Annotated in this window: 15 protein-coding genes and 1 pseudogene; 12 read left to right on the top strand and 4 right to left on the bottom strand. The window is 51.4% G+C overall.

Features of this window, described 5'->3' with window-relative positions; genetic code table 11:
- Positions 1 to 25: 25 nt before the first annotated feature.
- Positions 26 to 844: a helix-turn-helix transcriptional regulator gene (locus PMI28_RS13005; protein ID WP_157395764.1), complete on the bottom strand. Its 819-nt coding sequence runs from the start codon at positions 842 to 844 to the stop codon at positions 26 to 28.
- Positions 845 to 1,183: 339 nt separating this feature from the next.
- Between PMI28_RS13005 and PMI28_RS13010 the strand changes: the two genes are divergently transcribed.
- The 8 genes and pseudogenes from PMI28_RS13010 to PMI28_RS13040 all read left to right on the top strand — a co-directional run bounded on the left by PMI28_RS13010 (position 1,184) and on the right by PMI28_RS13040 (position 7,527).
- The gene (locus PMI28_RS13010; RefSeq protein ID WP_007987534.1) at positions 1,184 to 2,128 is read left to right on the top strand and encodes a CBASS oligonucleotide cyclase; all 945 of its coding nucleotides are present in this window, start codon (positions 1,184 to 1,186) and stop codon (positions 2,126 to 2,128) included.
- Positions 2,125 to 2,616, top strand: coding sequence for an HORMA-1 domain-containing protein (locus PMI28_RS13015; protein ID WP_007987532.1), 492 nt, complete (start codon positions 2,125 to 2,127; stop codon positions 2,614 to 2,616). Before PMI28_RS13010 ends, PMI28_RS13015 begins: the two co-directional genes overlap by 4 nt.
- Positions 2,613 to 3,509 (top strand): AAA family ATPase, encoded by an 897-nt coding sequence (locus PMI28_RS13020; protein ID WP_007987530.1) that lies wholly within the window; start codon positions 2,613 to 2,615, stop codon positions 3,507 to 3,509. The genes PMI28_RS13015 and PMI28_RS13020 overlap by 4 nt, the downstream gene beginning before the upstream one ends.
- A 144-nt stretch (positions 3,510 to 3,653) precedes the next feature.
- A complete protein-coding gene (locus PMI28_RS13025) occupies positions 3,654 to 4,208 on the top strand; it encodes a 3'-5' exonuclease (protein WP_007987528.1) in 555 nt (184 codons plus the stop codon).
- A gap of 144 nt (positions 4,209 to 4,352) precedes the next feature.
- The gene (locus tag PMI28_RS13030; RefSeq protein ID WP_033063374.1) at positions 4,353 to 5,519 is read left to right on the top strand and encodes a restriction endonuclease; all 1,167 of its coding nucleotides are present in this window, start codon (positions 4,353 to 4,355) and stop codon (positions 5,517 to 5,519) included.
- A 71-nt stretch (positions 5,520 to 5,590) separates the two neighbouring features.
- Positions 5,591 to 5,806, top strand: a pseudogene (locus PMI28_RS31580) (pentapeptide repeat-containing protein); the annotation flags it as partial.
- 150 nt (positions 5,807 to 5,956) lie between these two features.
- Entirely contained in the window at positions 5,957 to 6,865 is a 909-nt protein-coding gene (locus PMI28_RS13035; protein WP_007987524.1) for a DUF5677 domain-containing protein, read from the top strand.
- A gap of 164 nt (positions 6,866 to 7,029) precedes the next feature.
- The gene (locus PMI28_RS13040) at positions 7,030 to 7,527 is read left to right on the top strand and encodes a 3'-5' exoribonuclease (RefSeq protein WP_007987523.1); all 498 of its coding nucleotides are present in this window, start codon (positions 7,030 to 7,032) and stop codon (positions 7,525 to 7,527) included.
- A gap of 345 nt (positions 7,528 to 7,872) precedes the next feature.
- Here the strand turns inward: PMI28_RS13040 and PMI28_RS13045 are convergent, their stop codons facing one another.
- Positions 7,873 to 8,769, bottom strand: coding sequence for a hypothetical protein (locus PMI28_RS13045; RefSeq protein ID WP_007987521.1), 897 nt, complete (start codon positions 8,767 to 8,769; stop codon positions 7,873 to 7,875).
- Between the two features lie 1,065 nt (positions 8,770 to 9,834).
- On the opposite strand from PMI28_RS13045, the gene PMI28_RS13050 reads away from it, so the two are divergent.
- Both PMI28_RS13050 and PMI28_RS0128595 read left to right on the top strand, forming a co-directional pair.
- A complete protein-coding gene (locus PMI28_RS13050) occupies positions 9,835 to 10,848 on the top strand; it encodes a DUF4760 domain-containing protein (protein WP_007987519.1) in 1,014 nt (337 codons plus the stop codon).
- Between the two features lie 1,001 nt (positions 10,849 to 11,849).
- On the top strand, positions 11,850 to 12,299 hold the full coding sequence (locus PMI28_RS0128595) for an antitoxin Xre-like helix-turn-helix domain-containing protein (RefSeq protein WP_238540693.1): 450 nt from the start codon (positions 11,850 to 11,852) through the stop codon (positions 12,297 to 12,299).
- A gap of 18 nt (positions 12,300 to 12,317) precedes the next feature.
- On the opposite strand, the gene PMI28_RS0128590 is transcribed toward PMI28_RS0128595, so the two are convergent.
- Positions 12,318 to 12,722 carry a hypothetical protein gene (locus PMI28_RS0128590; protein ID WP_033063370.1) on the bottom strand — a complete coding sequence of 135 codons (405 nt, stop codon included), beginning with the start codon at positions 12,720 to 12,722 and terminating at the stop codon, positions 12,318 to 12,320.
- Between the two features lie 2 nt (positions 12,723 to 12,724).
- Positions 12,725 to 12,946 carry a hypothetical protein gene (locus tag PMI28_RS13055; protein ID WP_007987517.1) on the bottom strand — a complete coding sequence of 74 codons (222 nt, stop codon included), beginning with the start codon at positions 12,944 to 12,946 and terminating at the stop codon, positions 12,725 to 12,727.
- Between the two features lie 169 nt (positions 12,947 to 13,115).
- On the opposite strand from PMI28_RS13055, the gene PMI28_RS13060 reads away from it, so the two are divergent.
- Together PMI28_RS13060 and PMI28_RS13065 are read left to right on the top strand one after the other, a co-directional pair.
- A complete protein-coding gene (locus tag PMI28_RS13060; RefSeq protein WP_007987515.1) occupies positions 13,116 to 14,273 on the top strand; it encodes a PDDEXK-like family protein in 1,158 nt (385 codons plus the stop codon).
- Positions 14,274 to 14,449: 176 nt separating this feature from the next.
- Positions 14,450 to 15,553, top strand: a complete 1,104-nt coding sequence (locus tag PMI28_RS13065; protein ID WP_007987513.1) for an HNH endonuclease — start codon at positions 14,450 to 14,452, stop codon at positions 15,551 to 15,553.
- The last annotated feature ends 240 nt before the right edge of the window (positions 15,554 to 15,793 follow it).

Genomic DNA, 15,793 nt, shown 5'->3' with positions numbered 1-15,793 from the left:
TGAGTGTTGGCTGGGTTTTTAGGTGTTATGACTTAAGCCGCGCCTGGATTTCATCCCTGTTTTTGAGGGCAAGCTGGATGACCTCGGGCCTCTGGCCAGCCTGATCTTCATTAAGGTTGAGCTGGAACATGAGGTATATGAGAAGCGCTCGGCGGCATTCGATGTGCATCTCACCGCCTTCCATTAGGAAATCGCTCTCGATCAGTTGGCGCTGTGCTGGCGTGAGGTCGGGATGTGGGATGAGAACCACGTCCACCATGGTGTTCCAAGCGTGATCCTCCGAAGCACGCTCTCGATCCTGCCCCGCGTATTTGCAGTGCTTGATACGTGTCAGAGAGAAGTCTCTGAATCCTTTGCGTTTGTGACAGTAAGCCCGGACATGCCAGCGGTTACCGTCATGCACCAGGGCGTGAGGGGACAGCCTCCGTTCGCCGCCCTCAGGGTCGGTCAGGGACTGGTAGAAGACTTCGACATAACCCATCTCGCGGATAGCGCGCAGGATTTCTCCAACGACGTCAGCGTTGAGGCGTCGACCCAGCTTGGGGACGCCAGCAACCGGAGATTGCCAACCCAGGAAGCTACCGTATGGGATCTCTCGCTGCACAGCGACGCGAAGCAAATCCTCCAGATAGCGCTCCACTGAGCTCGACTGGAATACCGCTTTGAATGACTCGGTAGCCCGGTAAACCCTGGCTCGGGTGTCGTACTCCAGATTACCTTCTGCAAGCTTCGCGTACTCGGTTATGTCCAACGAGGCTTGCGGCACCGAAATGCCGAAGAAGTCAGTGAGGTTGCTTCGGTTGATCTGCCCATCCCATCGCAATCGATAATCAATGAATTCCAAGCGACGCTCTTGGCCCCAACGTGCTCCTTGCCGTCCCTTGATGGGTAAGTCGTCCATGGGTTTGGACTCGGTTGTCATGTTCAAGCCTCGATAGCGTATAAAAACTAGACTGCATCTAAAAACTATGCGTATAGTAATCATACGCTAGCAATCTGCGGTTCGCAATTTTCCTGGCCGGATCTTCGAATGGTACGGGCAGGGTTGAACTGCAGTAAGCCGTAAGGGCGATTTGGGCTCTGGTGCTCGAATCGCCGCGCCATCTCATCCGTCGGCATGTGGTGTAGCTGCTGGTAGGGAGGCTGTTGCGACTAACACAACATTTCTAGGAGGGGATGGCACATGCCACTCACCAACACACAGATCAAGTATTACGACAGTAACGTGCTGCGCCTGCCGAAGGACAAGCGGGAGACCTACAACGCACAGGTCGACCGCCTGATCGCAGCGCTGAAGGATAGCCTGAAGAAGCAGGACAAAATCACCATCAAGAAGGTGGTGAAGGCAGGCTCTTTCGCCAAGCACACCATCCTGCGGCCCAACGCTCAGAACCCCGCCGACGTCGACGTGGTTTTCTACATCAGCGGCCAGAAGGTGGATGAAGAGACCTTCGCGACCCTCAGCCAGAAAATCTACGACGCGCTGGTCAGCCTGTACCCGAACAAGTCTGTTGAAGACTTCGAAATCCAGCGCAAGGCAGCGAAGGTCACCTTCGTGGGTACCGGGCTTGAGGTTGATATCGTTCCGGTCATCGAGAACCCGAACAAGGAAGGCTACGGCTGGCAGTTCGACCGGATTGACGGCTCGAAGACTGAAACCTGCGCACCGTGCCAGGTGAACTTCGTGAAGGCTCGGAAGGATGACGATCCGGACTTCCGCACCCTGGTGCGCCTGGCTAAGCGCTGGCGTACCTGGAAGGAAGTGCCACTCAAGTCCTTCCACATTGAGCTGATCATGGCCCACGTGCTTGAAGTGAATGGCAAGACTGGCTCGCTGGAGAAGCGCTTCCGGGACTTCCTGCTGTACATCGTGCAGTCCGGGCTCAAGGAGGTCATCAAGTTTCCTGAGAACGGCTGGGTGCCTCAGTTCAAGGATACTGTAGTGATCATTGATCCGGTATGCGACACGAACAACGTCGCGAGCCGCATCACCGAGGATGAGCGCAAGGAAATCGTTCAGCTTGCCGAGGAGTCGTGGGAAACCGCGCACTTCGCCTCGATCGAGGATGACTTCGAAGTGTGGAAGGAGTTGTTCGGTAAGGGCTTCAAGGTGGAGGACGCAGCATGAGTTCTACCGCCACCCAAACCAGCACCTACACCACCACTGACATTGAGGCGGTTGCACGGCGGGTGACTGCTGACCTCTTGATGATCGCTTCGAGCAGCGGCGCTATCACCGAAGCTGATGCGCGGGAGTGGGGGCACGACATTGAGGTTCTAGCCAGGCATGGGTATCTCAAGTATGTCGATCTCACTTTGCTGAGCCATGGTATCGAGCATAAGGCAGCCCGGTTCTACGTAAACGAGTCTGGGTCTCTGGCTAATCAGCGGCCTGGTAATGCGCTCTGGCCAAAGCTCCCTAGCCCACGCCTGCGGATAGTCCTGTCTACAACCGACGCCTACGACGCGAGAGCCCAGGAAAAAATGGCCGGAAAAATGAAAGGCGGCTGGACGACCAACTACGAAGATATCTCACACTCCCAGCTCACTCAGAGCGGCGGGCGTGAGTACTCCAGCAACGGCTACGGCATGGAACGGAAGGATTACGCCCGATGAGCAATAACACTGTATTTGACTCGGCGATTGAGTTGCCGGACACCCAGCTGACTGATCGTGAGAGAGTGTTGCTCGGGTTTGCGGGCCGCTATGAGCGTGTGCAAAACCAGCTCCAGCTCCTGCTGAATCAGGGCCAGTTGTCCGAGTGGAGCAAGGTGCACCATAAAAGTGTGCTGCCGATCTGCAACCTGGTAGCCGACCAGTATCCTCTGGTGATCTTCCATGGCGACGTCGGTACCGGGAAAACTGCGACAGCGGAGTGCATCGCCAACCGCATTGTCCGTGATTCTCGCGCTGAAGATTCGGTTCTGTTCAAGCTGAGCAACCGTGTTCGTGGCTCCGGCAAGGTCGGAGAGATGGGCACCCTCTTGACCCAGGCTTTCGCTGAAGTTGTCGAAGCAGCAGGTAAAAAGCGTCGGGCGATTCTCATCATTGATGAAGGCGATTCGATCGCATCCTCCCGCTCGCAGAGCCAGAGTCACCACGAAGATAAGGTGGCTGTGAACACCTTGATCCAGGGCGTAGATGAACTGCGCAAGTATGGTGGCCGGATCGTGGTGATTTTGTGCACCAACCGACTTTCCGTTTTGGACGCAGCACTTCGCCGTCGTGCAGCCATCGTTGAAGAGTTCACCCGTCCCGATGTAGCTGAGCGAAAAGAGCTGTTCAGCATGGACTTGGCAGGCTTGGGCCTTACGGATAAGCAACTAACTGAGTTGGCAGCTGTTACTGGTGAGCGCGACGGCCAGCCAGCCTGGACTTATTCTGATATCCGGACTCGCCTGTATCCAAGCGCGATGGCGAAAGCCTTCCCAAATCGACCGCTGAGCTTCAAGGATCTGACCGATTCGATTCTGTCGATGCGGCCATCTCCGGTCATGGAAGATAAGTAAGCGGTCAGGTCTGTTTTTGGTTAGGTGGGAAGGGGCGGGCTATATCTTTCCCAACGCCCTTCGTCTCCGATCTTTTCAAGCGTTTCGATGTCTAGCATCTGACGCGGCGGTTGCCTGCCAGGCAGCTGCTCAACCGGAGTAATTATGAAAGCCGATAAAGAAATTTTCGTCTCTGTAGACATTGAGGCATCAGGCCCAATTCCTGGTAAATACAGCATGCTGTCTATCGGCGCATGTGTAACCTCAAATCCAGCAGAGCAGTTTTCATGCTACCTGAAGCCTATCTCGGATGAGTTTGTACCAGCAGCTCTGGAGGTCACGGGGTTGTGCTTGGAGAAACTGTGCGAAGAGGGCCTCGAACCTAGTGAGGCGATGGCACAGTTCAAGGCATGGGTTGAGTCACTCGCTGATGCCGGCCAGACGGTTGTCTTCGTAGGGTTCAACGCATCGTTCGATTGGAGCTTTGTGAACTACTACTTCTACCAATTTCTTGGTGAGAACCCTTTCGGTATAGCGGCACTAGACATCAAGTCTATGTTCTTCGGCACCGCTCAACGCACCTGGAGATCTACTCGGTCGAGTGAGATTGAGAAAGTTGTGAATCCTGCAAGTTCTGGCAATCACGATGCCTTGGACGACGCCGTGTACCAAGCGGAGTTGTTCAATCTGATTCGGGAAGAGCTAGTGAATCGCCCCTGACTCCCTAACAGGCCGTTAGTGGTAGAACTGTATTCCTGATTGGTGGTGTGTATGCCGGAGAGGCATGCCCGTGGACGTGCTAGTGGCACTGCGCTATGGTCGCTGGCACGATACGCGCGATGACTTCGGGAAGGGGCGGGCACGATGATTTACCAATGCAATGGATGCAACAGGACTACTTTTGAGACTGCGTGCCCATGGTGCATGGGCTCTCAGGTTTCACCATCATCAGAGCTTACTCTGCGACATCTCACCCCGCTGGATCCCTCGTTCTACCCAGATTTCCAGTACCGATCAAAAGGCCTGATTAAGGATTTTCTCGGTAAGAAGAAAGAGCAAGCTCAGCTCAACGACCTCCTTAACAATGTGTTGAGAAAATACTCGGAGCTGAAGCAACCTTACTTCACGAACTTCATTCACACCACCCGCGAAAGTGCAGGCAGCAGCGATGACGCGGGTGTGCCTGGGCCACGATTGGATGGTGTGTACAGTGAGAGGGAACTGTTCAGGGAGGTCTTGATTCGCAAAGGCTTTGACGAGCTCGAAGGGCTGCCATCTCTCTTGGACAAGTTGCTGCAGACCACGGCTTTCAACTCTGCCTACCTGGGCTTCTCGAGAGAGTTGACCCGCCACATCCGAGCTGATCTTGCTGACACCTTACGTTCCTGGATTGAAGAGGCCGGGACGACATTCAGGTCTGACTTGGCCTTGTTCTACTACTACCTTTGGGAAAATGACGTTCCATTTCCCAATGTTCAATTCAATCCCCAATCAGCCACCACTTCCGGCGTACCACTCCTTCCGCTGCAGGCTTTTCGGAATGGCTTGAGTCTATGCGAGGAGATTTATTTCGACATTCTCGTCGAGCGGCTGGGATCACAGCTCGAGCATTTCAATCCGAACCAGTTCATCACCATGTACCTGGTGGATGCCATGGACGGATTCCAATTCGAAGCCTTCCTTGTTGAGATCTTCCAGACTATTGGCTATGACGTCAAAGAGACCAAGAAGACGGCTGATCAAGGCGCAGATCTTTTCGTTACCCGGTTCGGCAAAAACATGGTTATCCAGGCTAAGAACTACTCTGGCTCTGTAGGCAACGCGGCTGTGCAGCAAGCCATTTCGGCTAAAGCTTTTTACGGGTGCGACGAGGCTATGGTAGTCACGAACTCCTACTATACAAAGTCTGCAAAAGAGTTGGCCGGCACAGCAGGCGTCCGGCTGATCGACCGGGACGGGCTTCAGAGCTATCTGGATGACTACAACCAGAAGCTCATCGAGGTCTTCCAAGCTGAGGAAGTAGAGAGTTGATGTCGGGCATCGGGGACTTTAGAGGAGGTCGCAGTTGAGTCCTCGCTACGCTCAAACGAGACTTTAGTTATGCAGATTTGAGAGGCGTTGATCTTCGTGGGGCCTACCTTCGTGGGGCATGTTTTTTGGGGGCTAAAGTCGATGGAGCTGATCTGCGCAACGCGAATATCAATGAGTGCATATTCACCGGCGCCACGGGAGCGTTTGTGAGCGGCGAAATCCTCTATCACAACTGGGACGTTGGCCCAAAGGGAGTCATCCCATGGCTGCCAGACGATGAGATTTGAATCGTAACCTCCGTACTTGATGTCCCGCCCACGCACCCAGATTGAACTCTGGGCGTCGTGGGTATCTACGAGGTAGATTTACTGTTTCCAGTTAGACTGATCATTAAGCAATACGTGTAGAGCACACGCATACGGATATTTCGAGATTTTATGGACTTTCTTAAGACATTTCAGCAGTTTACCCAAGCGCACATTGACCATAAAAAGCAACTGGTTGTGCTCGAAGAGTGCCAAGAGCAAACCTATAAGGCACTGAGCTTGCTCGATTTTAATAAGGATGGAGAGTACACGCTTCTCCCAAAAATCGCGCTCTACGCCATAGGCTCAAACATTAATGACTTGAATGTGGGCATCCTGAGTTGTCTAAAGGCTAGCTGCTACTCCTCGGCGGAAGCGCTAGCCAGGTGCTCGTTAGAAAACGCCATCAACTTGATATTGATCGTAAACGACGTCACGACTAATCGCAGCCGCTCTCTATTGATTCATTACCTGAGCCAGACAAAGAAACGTGCTGATCATTGGGTGACATATGCCAAAAACGATTCTGATCCTAAAGGTTTGGAACGAGCGGAGGCGTTTGTAGAGCAGGTTGCGATGATGAAGCATATGTTCAAGCAGTTGGACAGTAGCAGAAAAGTGCCCGGATGGCCGGATGCAAGAAATCGCTTCATTTCCGTCGGAATGGAGCGCCTATACCATATTCTATTCGCGCCTGCCTCTGATTCAATCCACGGATTCTCAGAGGATGTATTCAATCAAACACTCATAGAGTTGGCACAAGATGATGCGGTGACTAAGGATGCGGCTCATACGGCAACGAGGGCAGAGAAAATCTCGTTCGCCTATTACCTTGCAGCGAACTCAGTCGCAATTTTCTGCGAGGCAGCAGGCCTGCTCGCATCCCGCGTCAAGCGTCCAGATGTCGAGGAAATGATCTCCGTATATGCGGAAAAAATGCTCGGAGTAATCTCCGAGCATGAGTCAGTGACTGATTTTTATTTCGAAAGTCGTCCCGATCTGCCATTCACCGGTAGCGATACTGGCAACATACCGTCCTAACATCGTAGCTTGAGGCGATGATGAGCGAGATCAATATACGGAATCCATCGTCTTTGGATATTCAAGTTGCAAGATGGCCTCCCCAGATGCTTCCACCGCTGAAGGGTCTTATGCGGATACACGGCACTCTGGCGCATTGATGGAGTCACCTGGAGGAGGTGAGGATGAGGTTATTTTTGGATTGTGAATTCACGCAGCTCAACCAGAATACAAAGCTGATCTCATTGGCATTAGTATCGGAGACCGGCGACGAGTTTTATGTGGAGCTGACCGACACTTATCAGGTTGCGGACTGCAGTGACTTCGTAATCCAGAACGTACTGCCTCAGCTGAATCTATCCCTCTATGGGATGTCACTCGTGGAAGCCCAAGCCGCACTGAGGGTTTTCCTCGGCTGTATCGAAGGCCAACTGGAAGTCTGCTCGGATGCCCCAGACTGGGATTGGGACTTTTTCTGTCAGCTCGCGTATGTCGATCACAAATGGCCAAGCCATGTGGCGAACAGGCCTACCAATCTGATCCACTTGTTCAGGCATTTTGAAGCCGACGACATCGGTAACATTACACTTCCCGAGCTTCCGCATCATGCTTTGCTCGATGCCCGGCTCCTCGCTGAGCTTTACCAACACCTGACAGCGGCTTCAAAGCAGGATAGAGATTGATTGCGATGGCTCATGGCGAAGAGCAAAAAACGTGATATTCCGGCCAGCCAACGCCTCCATGGCTGCAAATGCTGTCGCTGAAGACCAAGAGACAAATCACGGAATATTCGCGAATCGAAAGCAGCCACAGCTCGACAGGAGATCAACCCGCATTAAACCAAGAGACAAATGCCACGATATTCCAGTCAGCCCGTGCTGATGGGTGTCATCGCGGAATATTCAAGCCTTCGCCGCTGCAACGGCCCGACCTCGGAGATAGGTGCGCAAAAAACCAAGAGACAAATCACGAGATATTCAAAACATCGACCGCATCAACAGCCCAAAAACTATCGGCTCTTCGGGCTTCTAACCCGGCTTGATTTCGCTTTCCTCTAAAGAGAAATTAGGAAAAATATCCTGCGCAAACCAGACTGGTAGGCCTACCCGCAGCGTATGACGATTAGATGCCGAGCTCACCACAAGGCCAATATTAATCACCTTGTTTAGCTGATCGCATGCTTCGCTAGGCTGAAGTCCGGTAAAGGTTTCGAACTCGGTACGCGGTAATGCGCCTTGGATCAGCAGCGCAAGAAATGCCGACCCTGTTTGCGGTTTGATCTCTGCCTCTGTTAAGCGCGAATGCGTTCTGAAGACTTGCATAACAGCTTCCCGTAGCCGGCCGCGATTCAGCGCAGCAGTCATGTAATCTACTTCTCTGTGACAAACCTCAAGCATGAATGCAATGAAGCTGAGGGTGGATTTACCTGAGGGTTGGACACCACTAGTAGACTCGCTCACTCGCGTGCGATGAGCCGGAGCCAAAGCGTGATATTCCTCGTTCCTCCGGGCCAAGCCGCGAGCAAGTGACCACAGGTGGGGATGCAACCCGAGCTGAGCCAAATGCTGATAAATGATCACCCTCGCAACAGCCTCTTTACCCTCGGGAAACGCTTGAGTTTGGAGAAGGTGTAAGTGGTGGGCTAGCGCCGCAACGATACGTCGACGAAGCTCAGGTACTTTCTCCAGCGTGGACTGCTGGTTCGCTGAGTTAAGTGCATTCTTCAGAAATTCTGGCTCTGTGTGGTACCCGTCGATGATCCTTGAGTAATGGGGGTCAGAGTCCATCAACAGTCTGCTCAAGCACGCTGCGGTTTCAAGCGCGACCATGCCGGCCAGGTAAGCTGTCTTCGTTACAAGCAAGTCTGCGCTCGCCAGAATTGACGGAGGAATCGAGTCGGGGAGGGCCGGGTTTTGGACATTCATGACGCCGACCTTATCGTACATGGTTTGAAAGGCAATCCGCGATTGCAGCTGGGGAGTGAATACCGCAGCCGGGACGTGACTAGGGAAGCTGAGGGCGTCCCATCGGCTGAGCAGGACGAACGCCCGTTGCCCAGCGACAAATCCCATCATGAGACTTTGACCAACACAAAAAAGACCAGGCTCGTTAGCGATCGCCTTGACACTGCTGACACGCAGTTTTCAGTCCTCCTCGACGTCGCGGATTCTGCCGGTGGCTGTTCAGTGCTAGCCAGTACCGGTGCCGTCGGCGTGGTTCATGGAGTAAAGCGTGCCCGTCTCAGCGCATGCTCAACGAATTATCGCCATCACCGAAACTGCAGATTGAGGATTGATCGCTGTGCAGGCCTGTCAGGCGGACATCCACGAATTAGTCGGTGACTAGGCGATTCAATATACTTGGTTGCGGTGCTTCAGCATCAGTTTCACCATAGTTTTAAGATTGAGCTTATCCGCTTTCCGAAAAAATCGTCGATGTCTACCACTCATTATTCTTCTTCGGTGGCATTCTGCCCCATGCAACCTCGAGGCCTAGATGATTGAAACGTCATCTTTCGACCCCGCTGGGAAGGGTGTTTTTGCTTCAACGCTCCAAACAGCGGCATTATTCCTCTTCGGAACCAGACGTTCACCCCCCTGCTATGGTGTCAAATAGCTTATTAGTGAAGACTGTTCGGCAGATCAATTTTTGACCCGCATGATGGTCTCGGATGCTTAAGACTGGAGGTTTGGCTGGTGGGTTCACATTTGTGGCCGGGTATACGTAGCGATGCTTGGCAAGTTATTTCGGGTTTAGACAGCGATTCGAACTCGGCAGTTGAGTGGATCAATCAACTTAATTAAATTGATAGAAATTATCAATTGATCATTCGTGGTCTATCTGACTCCAATCCATTAAAGTTACATTGCATCTTACCTATGGAGGAGTTGAACATGGCTTACGCAAACATCGGTTCTCAGGAATAATCCAGCCCTAATAGAAAAGGCCCTACGGGGCCTTTTCTTATTTAGTTTTTAAGGAAGATAGTAATGCTAAAAAGGTTGTCGTTTTCTCAGGGTGTATTTTTTACCGCGTGCTGCATTTTCGCAATGATTGCTATTGTGCGGAGTTTTAACCAGATCCTAGAGGTTTTGGCCAGGCAAAGTTTGAATGAGTGGCTTTATTTTGGTGTCTTTTCTTTCGCGTCAGCACTGGTCATTACATCTCTGTACAGAGCAATCTCTAGTAAATACTCTGAAACCAAAGCCGGTATTCGCTACATTTCGATATCGTTCTTTGTTGTGACGGTGACTTGCTACTTGGTTCTTAAATTGCAAGATCCAAAAGGCACAGATTATCAAACCTCACTTGCTTTATTTGTAAGTTCTTCTCTCCTAGGTGCAGGTTGGTGGGTTCAGGCTACAATTAATTCGGCGGCTGCAAGAAAGGCGCACACGGTTAGTACAATTATGAATCACCGTTATAGCGAGTATTTTTTTAAGCGTAACGATAATTTTTCTAATATGTTTCCAATCGGGTGCTTAATAAATCCTGCTGTCATAGAGCATGCATTAAGCCCCACTAAAAGCCGCTATAAAGATATAAAATTTGCTGATGGCCAGATCCAGGCTGCCAAAGATTTAAATTATGTTATGAATTTTTATGAATTTATTGCGGTTGGGGTTAGTAGCGGTGATTTTGACGAGAAGCTAATTCGGGATTGCTACGAGGGCATAATTATTGGTATCGAAAAGCGCGGATTTCATATGATTCAATTTATGAGGCGCACTCAAGGGCAAAAGGTTTTTTGCAGCTTGGTAGATCTGGTTGATAAATGGACTGATAATCAATCGATGACTACTCAGTACAAAAATGGTAATCAATCTTTGGATCTGGGCGAGTTGACTCCGTCGCAAGAAAACATAGACGAGATGATCCGCGAACGAGATCTTAACAGAGCTACCAAAGCCAGTGCCGAGATAGTAACGCAAGCCACTAATGTCACGTCGATTGATACTGCACACCATGTTAACAGTGTTGATCAAGGAATTCCGCAGCCTTGATGCGCTTTTAGCTTCATGGCAGACCCATTAGTGAAGGCGCTCGTTTCTTTTAACGGGCGCAATACTCCCGCTTCAATAATAAAAATTTTTACCCGATCACGCGAATTCCTAACTTCCGCTCTTTTTAGTTTCTGACTATGCTTTGACGCTCTAGATATAGAAAAGGATGCTGCGAATTTACGGGGCGAGTTTGATCGCGCTGGCCAATGGATAAGGAGACTTGCAGCCAAGAAATATTTAGTGCGCTCAAGTGATATGTCGTGGGGCATTCAAGTCATAGCCATCTTCCATATCCTAAAAACTATCGTCTCTGCTTGCTTCTAGTCCAGGGTTGACTCGTTTGCCACTAAAGAGAGTCAGGAAAATATCGTGTGTAAACCATGGCGATAGGCTTACCTGTAGCGTGTGGAGTTTGGTGGTCGTGTTCACCGCAATGCCAGCATTAATGAACTTGCTAAGCGGGTCGCATGCTTCGCCATTCTGAAACCCGGTAAAGGTCGAACTCGGTACACGGTAGTGTGTCTTGGGCCAGCGACGCAAAAAATGCTGATGCTGTTACTGGCCTGATTCTTCCTTCTGTTGGACGCATGTTTGTTCTGAAACATGGATATGAGCGTTTCAAAATTTATATGTTGGTTGAACACCACCAATGGGCTCGCTCAAGCATTGATGAGCTCGCAAATACTTTACTTCTACACACAGATAACTGGCTCCGATTTTAAACTGAAGCAGGTAGGCGCGCCTTCTGGAGTAGCAGTGCCATGTTTTGGTTACCATAAATCTGGCCGTGAGGATGCTCGCGAGATAGAAAAGGCTGAGGGAGCAAAGTAGTGCATACCAGTTCGTGGGAGCCACGAAGACACCTAAGCTAGGATGACAACGCTGCCTTCAATATCATGTCTTCCTGAGGCTGACAGATCCAACATTGCGCGAAATAGATATGTCGCTGGTTCGGGCCAACTGGCCTGGCTCAGTTTTAGATTCTTCAGATGGAGGTGAAAGTGCTGTCATCGATCAAGGAATACCAACCAGGGCCCCAGATCCCACAGAGCGTTTGGATGACCCTGGGGCTCCCATCACGCGGCACCATGCTTCATGACCTGGTTCATGAAGGACTGCCATTCGAATTCCTTGAACGAATAGCGAGCCTTCTGCAGGCGCAGCGGGTGGTTATCGCCAAGGCGATTTGCATAGCACCCTCGACGTTAGCGCGTAGAGCGGAAACAGGGCGGTTCAACGCCGTAGAAAGCGACCGCCTCGTAGCATTGGTAGCTGTCTTTGAGGAAGTCCTTTACCTGTTCGAAAACGATGTCGCCGCTGCGACGGAATGGATGAGTGTGCCGGTTCGTGGGCTTGGCTCGAAGCGTCCAATCGACATGCTGAGGACGAGGGTGGAAACAAAAGCTGTCTTCGATCTTATCGGTCGATTGGTGAGAGGAGTTCTAGTGTGAGATTCGTTAGGCCAGGGCTTAACGCATCTCTCTATGTGCTGCGAGATGCTGCATCTCCCGCTCCCATAGTCGTAAAAAACGACGCCAATCTCTCGCATAGCTACCCTGCCGTAGACGGGTAGATCCAGTACTCGCTTCTTCGAAGCGGGTCTTCCAAGGTTCTGGTATGTGCTCGTCAAGCACGACTACGAAGTGGGATCCGCTGGCTCCCTCGATCTCGGTCTCTGGGACATCTTCTCGTAGCTCATCAACCGACATGGCGACTGCTTCGCCAATAGGGTCATCTAGATCTTGGCGCTCAATTTCATCAAGAATCGCAAGATACTGAATCGCTCGATCAGATCCAGGCTGCAGTTTTTCTAAATCCCACAATGCGTAGCGACGTTTGCGTTCGCGTTGCCAGAGACGATTCGTGTCAATCATTATTATTTTCCACTATTCAAGGCCCCAGTGAGTTCGTCTATTCGATCCGCGATTTGAGGCGTTTTTGAGAGGACAAGGCAGCGCGTATTGCCGACAAATTCTTCTATTAAATATAGCGAGTCGCCAACATCAAGCTCCAGCCCCTGCAACGCCTCATCGGGTATTCGAATCGCGCCGTCACCATCCCATTCTTCGATGAAGATTTTCGTAGGAGGCTTTCTCATGTGTGGGCTCCATCGTTTCTGCGTTAAGGTTTAAATGATGCAGGGCTCTCGATGCGTCATTTTGATTTTATCTGCTCTGGGATCTTTCTTGAGATGGCATTATGCCTCTTGCTTGCTCTAACATCCTCAGCTACAGCGAACATCTCGATCGCTTAAAAGGATTCATGGTATGGACGCCTCTGAGCAACTGGAAGTCTTGCGCACCAGTTCTGATTTTGCCGCTTTAAGCCGCTATACAAAGGCTTTCGACCTTTTCAAAGTGATGGGTGTGAGTACCAAAGAGCTGGTTCATTCGAACATTCTGGCTGCGCTTATGAATGAGCGCGAAGCTCATGGTTTGGGCGCGTGGTTCAGGGATGCTTTTGTTGCCTCTCTTTCGCAAATGCCATTCATGGGGCAGGCATTGTCACTGCAGGTGCTGGAAGGCACGAAAGGGGCCAAAGCCAAGATTGCCAGGGAACTGGCACACATCGATGTCTTGCTCGATTTTCCGACCCTGCGTCTCGTCATTGCGATAGAAAACAAGATTTGGGCTGCTGATCAGCACAACCAGGTTGCGCGCTATCAAAAAGCGCTGTGCGAGCTCTACCCGAACTACGAGTCTCGGGCTCTGGTTTATCTCACCCCGACTGGTAGGGAATCCCCCACTCTCGACTCAAGTTCCAGTGTGCCGGTTTACTACCAATCCTATGGCGAACTAGCAGCGCTTCTGCGCCAATCCCCGTCCAGCATTCCAGCTGCCGCCCACTTTATCGACCAGTTCATCATTCACGTGGAAAAAACAATGTCAGGTAACTCCGAGCTGAACCGCCTGTGCTGGGAAGTATTCCAACAGAACGAAGAAGCGTACACATATCTTGTGAAGCATTACGAATATTGCAAGGCGCGCAAGATGACTGAGCTATTTCGCTGTCTGCAGGAGCGTTTGGTCAGTGACGGCTTGTTTGTGGAATGTGCAAGCGAGATGGAGACCAGATTTTCAGCCAAATCAGACAAGCAGCAGTATGACCTGGATGTACGATTGCGCAGTTGGCCTGATGGTGTGTGGGTCAAGATCTATAAGCACACCTGGTTGGGTGTGTTTCCTTTCTTCAGTGGCCATGATCGTGATGGGCTGACTCATCGGCTTCCCTCATTCACCCAGCCTGCGCATGCCGTTCCGGACTGGGCAGATCTGTATTTTGCCTCGACCCGCTATATGGTCAAGGAGGATCGCTGTGTGCTGGATCAAGGTGATAAGGCAACGGAAAGTCATCTCGATGAAGTGTTGACCCGTGTGCATGACTGCATCGTTGAAATCAGTGGGGCGCTAGAAACCACTAATTAAAAACGGTCGGGGAGGTTAACCGTTGTCGGCGCCTTTCTCTTCTGATCGCTTTTGACATCTATCAATGTTTTTCAAAAACTGACGCCTGCGTCTGTGAGTACGTTACACGCGACGAAGCGTCTTCCAATGTGCTCACAAGCGGGTAAACGCCCGATTTCGCAAGAGCGAGGAAACGGATGGCACTTTTCATTCTGAAGCCTGTTTTTTGGAATACAAATCAGTACCTGGCACCATCAGGAGTCATTGGCTCCGGTGGTTATCCCAAGGAGAATGGTTATGGCCATGAAGAGTGGAACAACTCCCCAAGGATGCACCTATCGCGCGGAAAACAGCATTTTCGCGTTTTTCATACGGAAGGGTTAGGCGCAGCTCCGCTCGACGAAAATGCTGGTCAAACTTTCGTATTCCTGACCGCATCGCATGATGGAATCCAGCAGTTAGTGGGTATTGCGGGGAATGCTTTCGCACTCTCTCATGATCAGCATCGGCCGCAACGTGAGGAAATTGTCCAAAAGTTATCGCTGCACGACCTTTGGGAAGATGCCTGGGAAATCAAGAATGTCCAAAAACAGCATCGGAATAGTCAGCGTCAATTTCTTAAAACCTGGGAAAAGGATCTGCATTGGATTCCGAACTGGATCTGTCCAGAAGAGTTTTACTGGTGGTTTGACGAACCGGTGACACTCGATCCTCGGAGGATCACCGGGAAGGAACGGTTGCTTGGAATGTACAGCAGCTACACCGAGCTTGACCTCCCAACAGTCGGTCGACTCATGGATGCGATTCCAGCGAGGCAGCGCAAAGAGATGTGGGTGCGGCTCAGTGATGCCATTCAGTGTGCTCCGACTGAGCCCTTGGCCGCTGAGGACATGTTTGACGGCAACGACCCGGTCACGGAGGTTCTCACCAGGATTAACGCACGGCGCGGTCAGGGTAAGTTTCGAGAGGATCTGATGCGAGTGTGGGGCAACGCCTGTTCTGTAACGGGGTTGGACTGCAGAGAAGTTCTTCGTGCTTCTCATGTAATCCCATGGGTTGATTCAACGCCTAAGCAGCGCCTCGATAGCAACAATGGTCTTCTCCTTTCGGCGAATCTCGACGCGCTGTTCGATAAAGGGCTTATTACGTTCGATAAGACCGGCCAAATGCAAATCTCTAAGCGTGTCGATGCCAAACATCGGAGGGCATTGGGCCTACCCAAGCCACTGCGGTTCGTTCCTAAAGAACTCGTTGCTTACCTCAAATATCATCAGGATGAGGTGTTTCAGGATAGGTGTTGACGGCGGGCTATCACTTGGCAGGAAGAAATGGGTAGTGCTCGCTGCTGAATCAGTGATCTCGCAAGGGGGACTTCGGTAATCGCGAAGGCCGCAAGACCAGAACGTTGGCGGGTGCTGTAGCGAGAGATGCCATACTATGGCCAGCTCGTACCGAAGCAGTTGCAAGAGCTTGCGGCATCGGCGCGTTCCGCCATCGCGCTGGTTCTGTGGCAGAGGCCTTCTGGTTCTGTCAGCGGCGCG

The sequence above is a fragment of the Pseudomonas sp. GM48 genome (assembly GCF_000282335.1).
Taxonomy (GTDB): domain Bacteria; phylum Pseudomonadota; class Gammaproteobacteria; order Pseudomonadales; family Pseudomonadaceae; genus Aquipseudomonas.
Note: the sequence above shows the minus strand (reverse complement) of the source record. Positions and strands in the feature narration are given on the sequence as shown.